Annotated in this window: 15 protein-coding genes; all 15 read left to right on the top strand. The window is 42.9% G+C overall.

Annotated features, from left to right (window positions below; genetic code table 11):
* The first annotated feature begins 27 nt into the window (after positions 1–27).
* Positions 28–864, top strand: a complete 837-nt coding sequence (locus tag Q0058_RS10910; RefSeq protein ID WP_298223827.1) for a restriction endonuclease — start codon at positions 28–30, stop codon at positions 862–864.
* A complete protein-coding gene (locus Q0058_RS10905; RefSeq protein ID WP_298223825.1) occupies positions 861–2,216 on the top strand; it encodes an MBL fold metallo-hydrolase in 1,356 nt (451 codons plus the stop codon). The genes Q0058_RS10910 and Q0058_RS10905 overlap by 4 nt, the downstream gene beginning before the upstream one ends.
* Before the next feature lie 173 nt (positions 2,217–2,389).
* A complete protein-coding gene (locus Q0058_RS10900; RefSeq protein WP_298223823.1) occupies positions 2,390–2,731 on the top strand; it encodes a cupin domain-containing protein in 342 nt (113 codons plus the stop codon).
* Between the two features lie 83 nt (positions 2,732–2,814).
* Complete coding sequence (locus Q0058_RS10895) at positions 2,815–3,375, top strand: AraC family transcriptional regulator (RefSeq protein WP_298223821.1); 561 nt, start codon at positions 2,815–2,817, stop codon at positions 3,373–3,375.
* Positions 3,376–3,458: 83 nt separating this feature from the next.
* Positions 3,459–4,031, top strand: coding sequence for an AraC family transcriptional regulator (locus Q0058_RS10890; RefSeq protein ID WP_298223819.1), 573 nt, complete (start codon positions 3,459–3,461; stop codon positions 4,029–4,031).
* Between the two features lie 50 nt (positions 4,032–4,081).
* Positions 4,082–7,108, top strand: coding sequence for a CHASE3 domain-containing protein (locus Q0058_RS10885; RefSeq protein ID WP_298223817.1), 3,027 nt, complete (start codon positions 4,082–4,084; stop codon positions 7,106–7,108).
* Positions 7,095–7,529, top strand: a complete 435-nt coding sequence (locus tag Q0058_RS10880; protein ID WP_298223815.1) for a response regulator — start codon at positions 7,095–7,097, stop codon at positions 7,527–7,529. The genes Q0058_RS10885 and Q0058_RS10880 overlap by 14 nt, the downstream gene beginning before the upstream one ends.
* A gap of 110 nt (positions 7,530–7,639) precedes the next feature.
* The gene (locus Q0058_RS10875) at positions 7,640–9,094 is read left to right on the top strand and encodes an OmpA family protein (RefSeq protein ID WP_298223813.1); all 1,455 of its coding nucleotides are present in this window, start codon (positions 7,640–7,642) and stop codon (positions 9,092–9,094) included.
* 179 nt (positions 9,095–9,273) lie between these two features.
* Entirely contained in the window at positions 9,274–9,594 is a 321-nt protein-coding gene (locus Q0058_RS10870) for a hypothetical protein (protein ID WP_298223811.1), read from the top strand.
* Between the two features lie 16 nt (positions 9,595–9,610).
* The gene (locus Q0058_RS10865) at positions 9,611–10,672 is read left to right on the top strand and encodes a pesticidal protein Cry7Aa (protein ID WP_298223809.1); all 1,062 of its coding nucleotides are present in this window, start codon (positions 9,611–9,613) and stop codon (positions 10,670–10,672) included.
* Positions 10,644–13,028 carry a glycosyltransferase gene (locus tag Q0058_RS10860; protein ID WP_298223807.1) on the top strand — a complete coding sequence of 795 codons (2,385 nt, stop codon included), beginning with the start codon at positions 10,644–10,646 and terminating at the stop codon, positions 13,026–13,028. The genes Q0058_RS10865 and Q0058_RS10860 overlap by 29 nt, the downstream gene beginning before the upstream one ends.
* A 30-nt stretch (positions 13,029–13,058) precedes the next feature.
* On the top strand, positions 13,059–13,532 hold the full coding sequence (locus Q0058_RS10855; protein WP_298223805.1) for a DNA starvation/stationary phase protection protein: 474 nt from the start codon (positions 13,059–13,061) through the stop codon (positions 13,530–13,532).
* Between the two features lie 123 nt (positions 13,533–13,655).
* On the top strand, positions 13,656–14,117 hold the full coding sequence (locus Q0058_RS10850; RefSeq protein WP_298223803.1) for a PA2169 family four-helix-bundle protein: 462 nt from the start codon (positions 13,656–13,658) through the stop codon (positions 14,115–14,117).
* Positions 14,118–14,255: 138 nt separating this feature from the next.
* On the top strand, positions 14,256–15,014 hold the full coding sequence (locus Q0058_RS10845) for an ABC transporter permease (RefSeq protein WP_298223801.1): 759 nt from the start codon (positions 14,256–14,258) through the stop codon (positions 15,012–15,014).
* A 3-nt stretch (positions 15,015–15,017) separates the two neighbouring features.
* Positions 15,018–15,755, top strand: a complete 738-nt coding sequence (locus Q0058_RS10840) for an ATP-binding cassette domain-containing protein (protein WP_298223799.1) — start codon at positions 15,018–15,020, stop codon at positions 15,753–15,755.
* Positions 15,756–15,760 lie beyond the last annotated feature (5 nt).

Below are 15,760 nucleotides of genomic sequence, written 5' to 3'. Positions count from 1 at the left end.
CCTTCAATTATTTAACCGTTGACCATCATGAAAGTACAGAAACATTCGGGCAACATCGTAGACTTCGACAGGGAAAAACTCAAACGCTCGCTATTGAAATCGGGAGCCGGAACCCTCGCGGTCGATAATGTATTGCAAAGCATTGAACAGCAGCTTTACGATGGCATCACCACCAAGAAAATTTACAAGCTCGCCGGGAAATTACTCAAAAGGATTGCTGCCTCGCATGCCGCCAGATACAATTTGCGTTCGGCGCTGCAACTTTTAGGGCCTGATGGATTTTTTTTCGAAAAATTTGTCGCACGGTTGTTTGAATATGAAGGTTACCAAGCAATGCTCAATCTCAATCTCCAAGGGCATTGTGTGAAGCATGAGATTGATATCGTCATTCAAAAAAAGCAAATCATTACCATGATCGAATGCAAATTCCACAACAGCAATGCCGTCAATTCTGATGTCAAAGTGCCGATGTATATCTTATCGCGCTTCAATGACCTTAAAGACAGCAACCATCGATTGTTCTCCAATCACGACAAAATCAGCCGCTGTTGCATTGCCACCAACAATCGTTTTACAACCGATGCGATTGCTTTTGCGAGCTGTATGGGCATCGAGTTGCTGAGCTGGGATTATCCGAAAACCTCAAACCTAAAATCGAAGATCGATCTAAACGGCCTCTACCCGATTACTTGCCTGACGACGCTTTCCTCGATAGAAAAAGAAAAACTGCTGATTCTTGATATCCTCCTCGTCAGGGAACTCATCGATGATGCCGATCGGCTTACGAAAATCGGTATCAGTCCCGGACGCATCAACAATATCATTAAAGAAGCCCACGCGCTTTGTAATTATAACGGATCATGAAAATACATTTTTTAGGCGGCGCCGGAACCGTAACGGGTTCCAAAACATTGGTCGAAACAAACACAATCAGGATACTGATCGACTGCGGTCAATTTCAGGGCATCAAACCTTTACGCGAATTGAATTGGCTACCTTTATCTGTCGATCCCAAAACCATTGACTGTGTGTTACTGACGCACGGCCATCTGGACCATTGCGGCTGGCTTCCAAAATTGGTCGACCAAGGATTCGAAGGCAAGATTTATTGCACGGCTCCGACAATGGAAATCTCAAAGCTAATCCTACTCGACAGCGCCAAAATTCAGGAAGAAGAAGCTGCCAAAGCCAATCGTGAGAACTATTCAAAACATGAAGTGGCAGAACCGCTATATACCGTTGCACAAGCCGAGAAAGTGATGCCGCATTTCAGTAGCATCGAGCCTGACACGAAAGTCATGATTGACTCAGAGATCTATGCAGTTTTCAGCAATGCCGGACATATCATCGGCGCCTGCAGCATCGAACTCCACGTTGAAAATAAGATACTCGTTTTCTCAGGCGATATCGGACGCGACGACGATGTGCTCATGTATCCGCCAGTCAAACCAAAAAAAGCTGATTATATTTTTCTCGAAAGCACTTACGGCAACCGGCTGCATCCCGACAACGATGTCAAAACGGAACTCGAAGCCTGCATCAACAATACTTTGCGTGCCGCCGGAACCGTAATCATTCCGGGTTTTGCCGTCGAACGCGCGCAATCGGTGATGTATTTGATTTGGCAACTCAGAAAAGAAGGCCGGATTCCCGACGTACCCTACATTCTCGATACGCCGATGGGCATGAGTGTGCTTGACATTTTCATGCGCCAGAGCAAATGGCACAAACTTTCACCAGAAGATTGTTCGGAAATGATGCGGATGTTTACTTTGGTTACCAATTATGAAGATACGCTCGCCACGATTGAGGACCACCAACCCAAAGTGATTGTTGCTGCAAGTGGTATGGTTACAGGCGGAAGGGTACTTTCTTATCTCGAAACATATATCGGGAAAAAGGAAACTACCGTCATTATGGTAGGCTATCAGGCGGAAGGAACACGCGGTAGGAAATTGCTCGAAGGTGTGCCGGACATCAAAATCCACGGAAGGTATTTTCCGGTGAAAGCCAAAATACTTGAGATTCAAGGCATGTCCGCACACGCCGACCAAAACGGATTGCTCCACTGGCTTTCTGAACTCGAATCGAAACCCGAAAAAATATTCCTAGTACATGGCGAGAACCAACCTGCGGATGAACTGCGCATCAAAATCAATGAGCGGTATGGTTATTCGTGCAAGGTGCCGTTGATGAATCAATGGATTGAAATCTAAACAAATACCTTGAAGAATCTGAGGTTCGAATAAAAATTGCGGCGAATATTGTTTATGATGGATGTCGACAAACCGAATTTAATCACGACCTTTGTGTAGGGAATTACTTTTACAACCACTTTGCCTATTGCAAAAATTGAATTAAAAAAGTATCCGGAAAATCCCTGACAAATATGGATACTTTAGAAGTTGAAAAAGGCAAACAGCACATTATCGTTGAGATTATTCAGTACATCCCTAACGCCGTACTGAGCAAAACCATCATCAAAAAAACTACCGGAAACATCACCGCTTCTTCGTTTGATGCGGGAGAAGAACTCTCCGAAAAAACCTCGCCTTTCGACAATTACATCCAGATCATCGACGGTTGTGCCGAGATTTTCATCAATGATAAAAAACACCTGCTCAATTTGGGCGAAGGCATTATCATTCCGGCACATGCCAAGCACAGTTTCAATGCCAACGTGCAGTTTAAAATGATTTCGACGATCATCAAAAGCGGTTACGAAGATTAACCTGAGATAGGTTTTCTGTCGCATTCACGCCGTATTTTCCTTTTCTAAATTTTCATAGGCTTTCATGATTCATCCCGTAAACAATGAAACTATACATCAAATACATGGTCAGCCTGCGTTGCAAAATGGTCGTCAAGGAAGCCCTTAACGAATTAGGGCTTCATTATGTCATGGTCGATTTGGGTACGGTCGAGATTATGGAAGACCTCACTGAAAAGCAACGTGAGGCACTCAAAAGAACTTTGCTCCTTTCGGGTCTGGAACTGATGGATGACAAAAAAGCGATGCTGATTGAGAAAATCAAAAACGTCATCATCGAGATGGTGCATTATACGGATGAAGTGCCCAAAATCAATTTTTCGGATTACATCAGCGATAAACTTCGCATGGATTATACTTATATGTCGAAACTTTTTTCTGAAGTCAAAGGCATCACGATCGAACAATTCATCATCTTCCACAAAATCGAACGCGTCAAAGAACTTTTGCTCTACGACGAACTCAGCCTGACGCAGATTTCGTATATGCTAAACTACAGTAGCGTCGCCCATTTATCGAAACAGTTCAAGAAAGTCACCGGACTGACTCCTAGTTATTTCAAGCAACTCAAGTCCAGAAAACGCAACACACTCGACTCCATCTGAATTGTGCAACTCTTATCATAAATTGTACAACGCCTTAGAGTGTTAAAGACGCAACTTTGCCTATAACTTAAAGGCAATTTACCATGAAACTATTCATCAAATACATGGTCAGCAATCGTTGCAAAATGTTGGTGAAGGACGAACTCAGAAAACTCGGCTTGCACTTCATTGTAGTCGATTTGGGGGAAGTCGAAATCATGGAAGCGCTGACCCCAAACCAACGCAACCAACTCAAAGTAGCATTACTGCAATCCGGTCTCGAACTCATGGACGACAAAAAATCGATGCTGATTGAAAAAATCAAAACGGTCATCATCAATATGGTGCATTATTCCGACAGTAACATCAAGGTTAATTTTTCGAGTTTCCTGAGTGAAAAACTGCACCACGACTATACTTATATGTCGAACCTGTTCTCTGAAGTTCAGGGTACGACGATCGAACATTTCATCATCGCGCACAAAACCGAGCGCATCAAAGAACTGATCATTTACGGCGAATACAGCATCACGGAAATCGCCTGGCAGATGAACTACAGCAGTGTCGCGCATTTGTCGAGCCAGTTCAAAAAAGTCACCGGCCTTTCCCCTACGCATTTCAAACAGCTCAAAGACAAAAAACGCTGCCCGATTGAAGAAGTCGGGAATTTCCAATAATTAACGGACTGCCTAATAATTGGCGCATTTCCATCCATTCCGCTGTTGCTATGACATTTACTTTTGAAAATAAAACCAAGATCTTTTATGCGCTGGCATTTGTGACTTTACTCACGATACTGTCAGTCTTATGGCACAATTCCGAGAAAATTAAAGCCTCGAACAGTCTGATCAATCACACGAAAAATGTCTTACAGAAAAGTGATGAAATCCTTGTCGATATGCTCAATATCGAAACCGGAGCCCGGGGTTACGCCTTAATGGGTCAGGAAGATTTCCTGGATCCGTATCATGAAGGTTTGCTCGAAATCAATAAAGACCTTGATGATCTAAAACGAATTACGAATGACAATAGCAACCAACAAATTCGATTCGATTCGCTTTCCAAAACCATATCTCAAAGAATTATCCTTTCAAAGGAATTGATTACTCTAAAACGCCACGAACAACTTCAAAACAATCTTCACGCGAATATTCTTGAAAAAGGGAAAGTACTCAGCGACAGCATCCGACATCTGATTATTGCGATTAATACTGAGGAATTAGCTTTGCTCAAAGTCAAAAAAAAAGACATCAACAACAGCAATGAAAACAGTCTGGTTTTGTTTGTATTGTGTTTTGTACTGATTGTTTTCACGTTCATCCTGATCGCTATTATTATTGAAAACCAGAAAGCTTCGCAAAGAAAACACCAGGAAAGTGAAAACAACTTCCGCAACCTCATCGAAAATTTGCCGGTTGCAGTTTATACTGTGGATAGCAATGGATACCTCCAAATATTTAATAAAGTAGCCATCGAACTATGGGGCAGAACGCCTACTGCAGGAATCGACCAATGGTGCGGCGCAACAAAAATTCTAAATTTAGACGGTACAACCATCCCAATCGACCAATGCCCGATGGTCGAAGCCATTATTGAAAAGCGCACCATCAAAGGAACGGAAATCATCGTAGAACGTCCAGACGGAACGCGTTCCCATATTATCTCCAATCCACAACCCGTTTTCGACAGTAGCGGGAAACTGATTGGCGGCATCAATACTTTAATGGACATCACGCAGGAGCGCAAATCCTTCGATGAATGCAAACTACTTTCACAATATACGCTGAGCCTCATCGAAGCCAGCCGTGATCCTATGTTTACGGTCAGTCCCGACGGAAAAATTACTGATACCAACCAAGCGACCGCTGAAGTTACAGGTGTTTCAAAAGAAAAACTTATCGGTTCGGATTTCATCAATTATTTTACGGAACCCGAAAAGGCAGAGCAATGCTACGAAAAGGTATTTTCAGAAGGCTTTGTCGTCGATTACCCTTTGGTGATTACCGATGGAGAACTCGTTGATGTATTGTTCAACGGAGCGGTTTACAAAGATGATCAGAGCAACGTGATCGGCGCAGTAGTGGTATGCCGTGACATCAGCAGCCAGAAAAAAAATGAAAAAGAACTGACCGAAGCCAAAACTTTTGCAGAACTGGCCACCGCGATTGCCGAAGAAGCCAAAATCAATGCTGAAAAAGCAGCGCTGATTGCTATAAACGCGGTCAAGTCGAAACAACAATTCCTCTCGAACATGAGCCACGAAATCCGAACACCTATGAATGCCATTATAGGATTCACGAAAGTGGTGCTCAAAACCAGCCTGACTTCCCAACAAAAACAATACTTGATGGCCATCAAAACCAGCGGCGATGCTCTAATCGTACTAATCAATGATATTCTAGATCTCGCAAAAGTAGATGCCGGAAAAATGACTTTTGAACAGACGCCTTTCAAGTTATCGCTTTCGATTATTGCGATGTTGCATCTGTTCGAGTCTAAAATTCACGAAAAGAACCTCAAACTTACTACCGAATACGATGAAGATATCCCGGAAGTGCTACTCGGCGACCCTGTCCGTTTGCATCAGATTATCCTAAACCTAGTAGGCAATGCGGTGAAATTTACGACCAAAGGAACCATTGCGGTCAGCATTCATAAGGTAGAAGAAAACGATGAACGGGTCATCATCGAATTCATCATTGCCGATACCGGAATCGGAATCGATCCCAAAAAAATCGACACCATTTTTGAGAATTTCCAACAAGCTACGAGTGAAACAACACGTTTGTATGGCGGAACCGGATTAGGACTTGCCATCGTCAAACAGCTCGTGGAAGCGCAACAAGGCAGCATCAAAGTCATTAGCGAAGAAAGTCATGGTTCGCGTTTCATCTTCAGGATGCCTTTCAAAAAAACAACCGAAATGGCTGTCTTAGAGGAAGAAATCATCGAACTCGATCAGGAATTGCAGGACATCAAAATCCTCGTGGTTGAAGATATGGAACTCAACCAGCTGCTGATGAAAACGCTGCTCGATGATTTTGGCTTTGCCTGCGATATCACGGCAAACGGCAAACTCGCCATCGAAAAACTTCAGGAGAAAACCTACGACATCATCCTCATGGATTTACAAATGCCCGAAATGAATGGTTTTGAAGCTACGGAATACATCCGAAATACCATGAAACTAACGCTTCCCATCATGGCATTGACTGCAGATGTCACGACGGTCGACCTGGCCAAATGCAAAGCGGTTGGCATGAACGATTATGTAGCGAAACCCATTGACGAACGCTTGCTCTACAGCAAAATCATAGGCTTAATCAAAAAACCAATCCTGATCATCGAAGAAAAAACCATCGACAACCAAACTGTAGAGAAAGTCAAATATGTCGATTTGCAATACCTCAACAAACTCACGCGATCGAATCCGACGCTGATGACCGAAATGATTACTGTCTATCTGAGCCAAACGCCCACGCTGATTGATGCCATGAAACAAGGCCTGATTGATAAAGACTGGAAAGCACTCAAATCGGCCGCGCATAAAATCATTCCGTCGTTTACGATTATGGGCATCAGCTCTGATTTTGAGAAAATCGCGGTCAAAATTCAGGAATATGCCAATAATATGGAAAAGATCGGCGACATCGGCTCATTGATCTCAAAACTCGAAACGGTCTGCAACAGCGCCTATGCAGAACTCGAGACGGAACTTAACCTCATAAAAAACAAATCCCATGGAAACCAATGATAAAATAAAAATATTCCTCGTCGATGACGATGCGTTGTTCCTGAAAGCCTTAGAAATCGAATTCCTGAGCCTCGATAGTTTTGAAATCGAAACCTACGCCAATGGCGAACTTTGCATAGAGAACTTAAACCGAAAACCCAACATCATTATTTTGGATTACCATCTTGACGGTATCGAAGACAACGCGATGAACGGGGTACAGACGCTCGATAAGATTAAGAAGTATGATGCTGAAATTCCGGTCATCATGTTGTCTTCACAAGACAAAATTGATGTCGCGGTCAAGTGTATGCACCACGAAGCTTACGATTATGTAGTGAAAAGCGAAACGGCGTTCCTGCGGTTGCAGAAAATCATCAACTCTATTTTTTTCTACAACAAAATCAGGAAAGAACTCAAGTGGTATATGGAACGCATGTAGATTTCGTAAGAGGTTTCTGTGAATAATACAAGTTTTGAATGAAGTTGTGTAACGGACGACGCTGCAATCCAAGTCACCTTTGCGGTATACTAATTTAAAATATACAGAATATGAAAAAGCTCCTTTTACTAGCCATCTGCTTTGCCGCTACACTCAGCACGCAAGCACAAACTAAAGACAGAAAATGGGCGGTCGGCCTTCACGGTGGCGCCATTCAATATCACGGGGATCTTGGCCACGATTTTTACAGCAACAGCAAAACAGCGTACGGATTTGGCGGTATTTCATTTGCCGCTTACTTAAACAGCCATATGGATGTTCAGGTACTTTACACCCGCGGAACCTTAGGTTACGATAGCGGTGTTACAGGTTTCAAAAGCGATTTCAGCAGCATCAGCGCGAATTTAAGGATTTACTTCCTGAATTCTGACTGGATGGTCAGACCTTACGGATTTGGAGGAATCGGTGCGATTTTGTTCGACAGACAACTCAATTTTCAAAAAGAACTTATTGATACCGCTTTGCCATCTGCCGGTGGTGGACTTACGTTCCAACTTAATGATGCGATTGCGATCAACCTGCAGGAAACCTTCCTTTTCACCAATAATGATGCAAGAGACGGCGTAGTTTCAGGAGCCGATGATGACTTCCTGATGCATTCCGTGGGCGTTACCTATAGTTTCGGAAAAATGAAAGATGCCGATAAAGATGGTGTTTCCGACAGCAAAGACAAATGCGCTGATACACCGCCTGGCGTAGCAGTAGATAAAAAAGGATGTCCGTTGGATAAAGACTCCGATGGTATAGCCGATTACTTAGACACTTGTCCGGATGTTGCCGGTACGCAAGCACTGAACGGTTGCCCTGACAAAGACGGAGATGGTGTGGCTGACGCACAAGACCGTTGCCCTGATACAGCCGGAACGACCGCTTTGAAAGGTTGTCCTGATGCCGATGGCGATGGTGTAGCCGATTTGGATGACCAATGTGCTAATACGAAAAAAGGAAGTAAAGTAGATGCTAAAGGTTGTGTAGCCGACAGCGATAGCGATGGTGTGGCTGATGACGTAGACCGTTGTCCGAATGCCGCTGGTATTGCCAGTCTGAAAGGATGTCCGGATGCGGATGGTGACGGTGTAGCCGATATGGATGACCGTTGTCCGAATGCCAAAGGAAACATCGACAACAAAGGTTGTCCTGAAATCACCAAACAGGATGCGGTGAAAATCACTTACATCGGAAGCAAAATCTTCTTCGAGAACAACAGCGATAAACTTAAAGTGGCTTCGTTGTCTCAACTTGATGAGCTTGCCAAAATACTGACCAAATACGAAGGTGCGAACCTCGTCATTGAAGGACATACCGACAGTAATGGTTCTGATGCGTTCAACATCAACCTTTCTCAAAAACGTACCGAATCCGTGAAACGTTATTTGGTGAGCAAAGGTATTGCAGAAAGCCGTTTGACCGGTATAGGAAAAGGTGAAGCCGAACCTATTGCCGACAATAAAAAAGCTTTAGGGCGTGCTAAAAACCGTCGTGTTGAATTGAAAACCAATTACTAAAAATTAGTTTGTTTTGTTTTGTTAAGAAAGCGCTGTCGATTTATTGGCAGCGCTTTTTTTATGACATGAATAAACACTGCTTAATCAAATAATGTAAGTTTTTAAAAGAATTGTATAACAGCTTTGAAGCCGTTTATGCGGAAATTTATTTTTATTAACAAACTTAAAAAACAGCACTCATGAGAACCTTTGAAAACTTAAAAAAATTCACCCTAATCCTACTGTTAAGCATCGTTTTACCTGTGCAGACTTATGCCATGGATACCGCGACGGCTCCCGGAAATGAACCCAAAACAGAAGAAGCTTACGCTGCAAAATTGATGCACCGTCTGGAAGAAATCAAAGCCATGGATCGTTCCAACATGACCCGAGCAGACAAAAGAGCGCTGCGCAAAGAAGTGAAAGGCATCAAAAAAGAACTCGCAACAGCAGGCGGCGGTGTTTACCTTTCCGTAGGAGCGATTATTATCGTGATCCTGCTTTTGATTTTAATCTTATAACCTCAATCAACGCAAAATGCTAACGGTCAATAAAGAAGGGATTATTCTCGAGAAAAGAGCCTTGGGATTTGAAATAGAAGGCGTGCTGAACCCCGCGGTGATACATTACGGCGATTTTGTCCATATATTATACCGCGCGGTGGCCAAAGGCAATTATTCGACTGTAGGCTATTGCAAGATGGAAGGTTTCTCGACCATCGTTGAGCAGCGCGATGTGCCGGTGATGATTTCCCAATTCGATTACGAGCATCATGGTGTGGAAGATCCGCGCGTGGTAAAAATCGATGATTTGTTTTACATGTCTTACTGTGCTTATGACGGCGTGAATGCATTGGGTGCGGTCGCTACTTCCACGGATTTAATTCATTGGGAGAAACAAGGTATAGTCGTGCCGCAAATCCTTTATCAGGAATTCATCCGGTTGGCTGAAACCAAAGGACATCTCAATGAGAAATACATCCGTTTCAACACCAACCACGGCATTCATCAAAACAACAAAAAGAAAGTGCTGGTCTGGGATAAAAATGTGGTCTTTTTTCCGCGCAGGATTCACGGAAAACTATTTTTCCTGCACCGCATCAAACCCGATATTCAAATTGCTTCGTGTCATGAGCTTTCAGAATTGACACCGGAATACTGGCAAACCTATCTGCTTGATTTTGATAGTCATATTGTAATGTCACCGAAATACAAACATGAAGTAAGTTATCTGGGCGGCGGTTGTCCTCCGATTGAAACCACGCACGGTTGGCTTATTATCTATCACGGTGTTTATGATACTATAAAAGGTTATGTGTATTGTGCATGTGCCGCATTACTGGATCTCGAAAATCCGCAAAAGGAAATTGCAAGGTTGCCTTATGCGCTGTTCAAACCTGAACTGAACTGGGAACTTGAAGGTGAAGTCAACAATGTCTGTTTCCCTACAGGAACTTATTTGGATGGTGACACGCTCTACATTTATTATGGCGCCGCCGACGAACGAATTGCCTGCTCGTCTGTGAGCCTCTCCGAACTACTAACTGAATTATTACTTAATCCTAACACCAATGAGAGCCAATACAGTCCCAAACTATGATCCAGTTTTCTTAGCTAAAACTTTTAAGACCAATACTACGGATCAGAACAACAATAAAGCGGCACGCTATCCGCTGCCACAAATTTTGTGTATTACTTCTTATCCGCCACGAGAATGCGGTATTGCCACTTATTCGGAAGATCTGATTGCCGCTTTGCAAAGCAAATTTACAGATTCTTTCGACATCAGGATTTGTGCTTTGGAACTACAAAATGATGCGAATGATTACGACGGCAAAGTAGATTTTATCCTGAAAACTGACCATAACAATTCCTACCGTGAGTTGGCACAAACCATCAACAATACCGATGAAATTCACTCGGTTTTGCTGCAACACGAATTTGGCTTGTTCCGCACCAACGAAGCCGATTTCATCGAATGCCTGCAATCTATAAAAAAACCTGTGATTGTGGCTTTTCACACCGTGCTACCGCATCCTGATGATGCCTTAAAAAACATGGTCAAAACGATTGATGACTGCGCCTCTGCATTTATTGTGATGACCCATGCGGCTACAAAATTACTGGTTGACGATTATGACATTGACGCTCAAAAAATTACCATGATTCCACACGGAACCCATTTAGTGTCGCATTCAAACAAACAAAAACTCAAAGAAAAACACCAATTAGCAGGGAGAAAAATCATCTCCACTTTCGGATTGTTAAGTTCCGGAAAAAGCATCGAAACTACCATCAATGCCTTATCGGAAATCGTTGCGAAGGAACCGGAAGTGTTATTTCTAGTGATCGGAAAAACCCATCCGCAGGTCGTGAAAAACGAAGGCGAACGTTACCGAGAAAGCCTCGAGACACAAGTGAAAGCTCTACAACTTGAAAAAAATGTACTGTTCATCAATAAATATCTGGGCTTGCAGGATTTGCTCGAATACCTTCAGCTTACGGATATTTATTTATTCACCTCTAAAGACCGAAATCAAGCCGTCAGCGGGACATTCTCTTATGCGATCAGTTGCGGTTGCCCGATCATCTCCACACCTATTCCGCATGCGGTTGAAGTGTTGAAAAAAGGTTCCGGAATCATCGTAGATTTTGAAAACCCGAAACAACTGGCCAAACAAGTGATCCGACTTTTTAAAAACGATACGCTGCGCAAAAACATTTCCGCCAACGGAATTCACCAACTCGCACCAACGGCTTGGGAAAATTCAGCGATTGGGCATGCTTTGTTGTTGGAGAAAATCACCGAAGAAAACATCGATTTGCATTACAATATTCCGCCGATCAATCTGAACCATTTGAAGCATATGACTACCGCTTTTGGCATCATCCAATTCTCGGTGATCAATCAGCCGGACATCAAATCCGGGTATACGCTAGATGATAATGCGCGGGCTTTGGTGGCCCTGTGTCAGCATCTGAAACTGACGCATGACGCCAATGATATCGCATATATTGGGATTTATTTGAATTTCATTGAATTCTGTTTGCAGCCCGAAGGATATTTCCTCAATTATGTCAATGAAACACTGCAATTCACCAAGCAAAACAGTGAGAATCTGGCCGATTCCAACGGAAGAGCGATTTGGGCTCTGGGTTATCTGATTTCCGTGGGTGATTTATTGCCTGAAGATTTCGTAGAAAAAGCGCAAACTTTGATGCAGACTGCGTTAGGTCAGGTACACAAAATCTATTCGCCACGCGCTATGGCTTTCATCATCAAAGGCATTTATTACAGTAACAAAAGGCATCAGACTTTTGAAAACACACTGATTCTAAAACACCTCGCCAATCGTTTGGTTCAGATGTACAAACATGAAACCGATTCGAAATGGCAATGGTTTGAAAGTTATCTGACTTATGGCAACAGCATTCTTCCCGAAGCCATGCTTTGTGCTTTCCTGACCGATAAAAGTCCGGTTTATAAAGAAATTGCGCAAACTTCCTTCGACTTTTTGTTGTCGAAAATATTCAACGGAAACAACATCAATGTGATTTCGAATAAAGGCTGGCTGCACAACGACGATAAAGTCAAACCGCTTACCGTTGGCGGCGAACAACCGATTGATGTAGCTTATACCATACTCGCCTTAGACAAGTTTTACAAAGTCTTTGGAGATCCCGAATACCTCAAAAAAATGGAAATCGCTTTCAGTTGGTTCCTGGGCAACAACCACATGCACCAGATCATCTATAATCCTTGCACAGGTGGTTGTTATGACGGACTTGAAACCGATTACATCAACCTCAATCAAGGCGCCGAATCGACGGTGAGTTATCTGATGGCACGATTGACGATGGCGCATTATTTCACGGGAGAAAAGAAAAAACATCCTATAAATTTCAATGCGACAAGGAAAACGAGTTCCAAAAAAACGTTCCTGTATAAAACTTAAAAAATATTGATTACCAATAACACCACACTTATGAAACCAAAAATTGAGATTACCGACGCCCAACTGAAAAAAAGCATCGACCTGCTTTCTGTATTGCTTTCCGATGAAATGACCTTATACGTCAAAACCAGAAAATTCCATTGGAATGTTTCGGGCGAAAGCTTTATGGAACTGCACAAACTCTTCGAAAGACAATATACCGAACTCGAGGAAATCATCGACGAAGTGGCCGAACGCATCAACAAACTCGGAGGAAAAACCATCGGAACTATGGGTGAATTCATCCAGCATTCGCGCATCAAAGAAAATCCGAACAGTTATCCCGGACAAAAGCAAATGCTTCAGGAACTGCTATCCGATCACGAAACCTTAATCGCGGAATTGCGCAAAGACATTGATGTATGCGCTGACGAAAATCACGATGCCGGATCCGCTGATTTGCTTACTAAAATATTACAACAACACGAAACCAACGCCTGGATATTAAGACGTTACCTGAGTTAAAACCATTGCATAAAATCGTTCCATCAGGGAATATTACAACTTAATCGGAAAATTGTATAACACTTCACAGTATCGATTGATGGAATTTTACCAATAAGAAAATAACCGAAAAACATTTACATCATGGAAACCGCAAAAACGATAGAAGCACTCAATAGTTTAATTGTCATCAACAACGACAGAATCGAAGGCTACAAAACCGCAGCGACAGAAGCCCGCGAAACCGATCTCAAACAACTGTTTGCAGATTTGAGCCAGACGAGCATCGAATGCAGAAAAGAACTGATTGCCGAGGTCAACAAACTCGGCGGAACACCCGATGAAGGCACCAGAACGTCCGGAAAATTCTTCCGTGTCTGGATGGACGTCAAAGCAGCACTCACCGGAAACGACCGCAAAGCCATTTTAGATTCTTGCGAATATGGCGAGGATGCCGCTTTGGAAACCTACAAAAAAGTACTGATTCAGGATCATGTCAATACGGACACGCGCGAACAAGTCATGCTCAACAAACAATACGCCTTATTGAAAAGCGACCATGATAAGGTGAAACGTTTGCGCGATTCGATTGCCGAAGCCAACTAGAGCATTCAAGTAATCTTTACAGTTTTATAAACAATGTTATGAGTCAAGAGAAGAATCATGATCACCATAAAGCACAGCCTTTCTGGTCCTAACTGATGACATTGTTTTCTTTAAAAATATTCACCTAAACCCATTGCTTTGGTAACATCTCTCAAAAATATATTTCACGATACGGGCAATGTGGCTTTGTTTACGGCTGAATTCTTCAAGGAAGTGTTCAAGCCGCCTTTTCAGATTAATGAATTCATCAGACAGTGTTATGCCGTCGGATTCAAAACGTTGCCTTTGGTGACGATTACCGGTTTTATCATGGGTTTGGTTCTGACGATACAATCGCGACCGACTTTGGTGCAGTTTGGTGCGGAATCCTGGTTGCCGAGCATGGTTTCGTTATCGCTGATTCGGGAAATTGCACCTGTAATCACAGCATTGATTTGTGCCGGAAAAATTGCTTCAGGAATTGGCGCGGAACTCGGCTCGATGAAAGTCACCGAACAAATCGACGCCATGGAAGTATCAGCTGTAAATCCTTATAAATACCTTGTGGTTACGAGAATTCTCGCGACCACGATTATGGTTCCTTTATTAGTATTGTATGCTGATTTGGTGGGCATTATCGGCGGTTATATCGGTTATAACATTCACGGAAATATCAGCATCGTGCGTTATTTTTCTGAGGTGGTCGAAAGCCTTGAATTTCTTGACATCATTCCGGCGGTCATCAAAACTTTTTTCTTCGGTTTTTTTATTGGAATGATTGGTTGCTACAAAGGATTCAATGCTGCCAACGGAACCGCAAGTGTCGGTGTTGCCGCCAATTCTGCAGTAGTGATGGCATCGCTCTCGATTTTTATTCTCGATATGATTGCGGTTCAAATTACTGATTTATTTTTCTAAACGATGAAAACAGTACAACCTTCGATAAAAATTGAAAACTTACACAAAACTTTCGGAACCAAAGAAATCCTGAAAGGCATCAGCGTGTCGGTAAATCCGGGCGAAGATCTCGTCATTTTAGGGCGCTCGGGAACCGGAAAATCAGTCACGATCAAATGCATGGTGGGATTGATTAAAGCCGATAAAGGTTCCATTGAGATTTTCGGAACCGACATTACAAAAGTAGATATCAAAGAACTAAATTCCATCAGATTGCGCATGGGATTTATGTTTCAGAACGGCGCTTTATACGATTCGATGTCCGTCAGACAAAACTTAAGGTTCACCTTGAAGCACCATCAAAAAGACATTGACGACGCAGAAATTGACAAACGCATCGCCGAAGCACTTGACAACGTAGGCTTGTCAGAAGCCATCGATAAAATGCCCTCGGAATTATCCGGCGGAATGGTCAAAAGAATCGGCATGGCTAGAACGATAATCGTCAAACCAGAAATCATATTATACGACGAACCGACTTCAGGTTTAGACACCATCACGGCGCGAGAAATCAGCGAACTGATCGTGTCCGTACAAAAAAAATATAAAGCAACTTCGGTCATCATCACGCATGATATGTCTTGTGCGAAAATCACGGGAAACCGAATCGTCATCCTCAATGATGGCATCATCCACGCCGAAGGAACCTATGCAGAACTGGAGCAAAGCAAAGACCCATGGGTGCGCTCTTTTTTTAATTAATCAAA

The sequence above is a fragment of the Flavobacterium sp. genome, from assembly GCF_027484705.1.
Taxonomy (GTDB): domain Bacteria; phylum Bacteroidota; class Bacteroidia; order Flavobacteriales; family Flavobacteriaceae; genus Flavobacterium.
The sequence above is the reverse complement of the archived record's forward strand: the minus strand, read 5'-3'. Positions and strand labels throughout refer to the sequence as shown.